Genomic DNA, 1,541 nt, shown 5'->3' on the forward strand with positions numbered 1-1,541 from the left:
GATGATCTAGACGCCGCACCACCGATGTGGAAAGTACGCATCGTTAACTGTGTACCCGGCTCACCGATTGACTGCGCAGCGATAACACCAACAGCCTCACCCTTGTTAACAACATGGCCACGAGCCAAGTCACGACCATAGCACTGGGCACAAACACCGTGTCGAGTATCACAGGTTATCGCTGAGCGAACCCATACTTCATCAACACCTGCCTTTTCTAGTTCGGATACCTTCTTTTCATCCAAGAAGGTGCCAACAGGCAGAACAACATTTTCTAAATCACCCGGTGCAAAGATATCTTTCGCTGCAACACGACCCAATACACGATCACCTAGTGGTACAACAACATCACCACCTTCAATCATTGGCGTCATTAACAGACCTTCTTTGGTGCCACAATCATCATTGGTCACAACAAGATCCTGGGCAACGTCAACCAAACGACGAGTTAGGTAACCGGAGTTTGCAGTCTTCAATGCCGTATCCGCCAAACCTTTACGAGCACCGTGAGTAGAGATGAAGTACTGAAGTACGTTCAAACCTTCACGGAAGTTTGCTGTGATTGGCGTTTCGATGATCGAACCATCCGGCTTAGCCATCAAACCACGCATACCAGCTAGCTGACGAATCTGTGCAGCCGAGCCCCTTGCGCCTGAGTCAGCCATCATAAAGACTGAGTTAAATGAGTCTTGCTCAACCGTCTTACCTTCACGATCAACGACGGTATCTTTACCGAGATTATCCATCATCGCTTTAGCGACTTTATCGTTAGCTCTCGCCCAGATATCGATAACCTTGTTGTATTTCTCACCGTGCGTCAGAAGACCTGAGGCAAACTGAGTCTCGATCTCTTTTACTTCAGCAGAAGACGCATCGATAATCGTATATTTCTCATCAGGTATAACGAAGTCGTTAACACCGATAGATGAGCCAGAAAACGTCGCTTGAGAAAAGCCTAAATACATAAGCTGGTCTGCGAAGATTACCGTATCTTTCAAACCACATACGCGATATGCAGTATTGATCAACTTAGAGATCGCCTTTTTAACCATCGGGCGGTTAACTAAATCAAATGGTAAGCCATCAGGAAGAATATCGAACAACATTGCTCGACCAACTGTCGTATCTGCAATCAACGACTTGCTTACATTGTTACCGTCTTCATCTTTGGTAACCTCTGTAAGACGAACTTTTACTTTCGCCTGCAAGTGAACTTTTTTCGCACCGTATGCTCTCTGAACCTCTTTAATATCAGAGAAAACCATACCTTCACCTTGAGCGTTTATACGCTCACGGGTCATATAGTACAAACCTAGTACAACATCCTGGGAAGGAACGATAATTGGCTCACCATTCGCAGGCGCAAGAATATTGTTAGTAGACATCATTAAGGCACGCGCTTCCAACTGAGCTTCTAGCGTCAGAGGAACGTGCACCGCCATTTGGTCACCATCAAAGTCAGCGTTATATGCCGCACAAACTAGTGGGTGTAACTGGATCGCTTTACCTTCGATCAATACCGGCTCAAATGCCTGAATACC

General features: G+C 46.1%; 1 pseudogene. It reads right to left on the reverse strand.

Annotated features, from left to right (window positions below):
- Window positions 1-1,541: pseudogene (locus A3766_RS23870) on the reverse strand (DNA-directed RNA polymerase subunit beta'); the annotation flags it as partial.

It is taken from the genome of Oleiphilus sp. HI0132, from assembly GCF_001635845.1.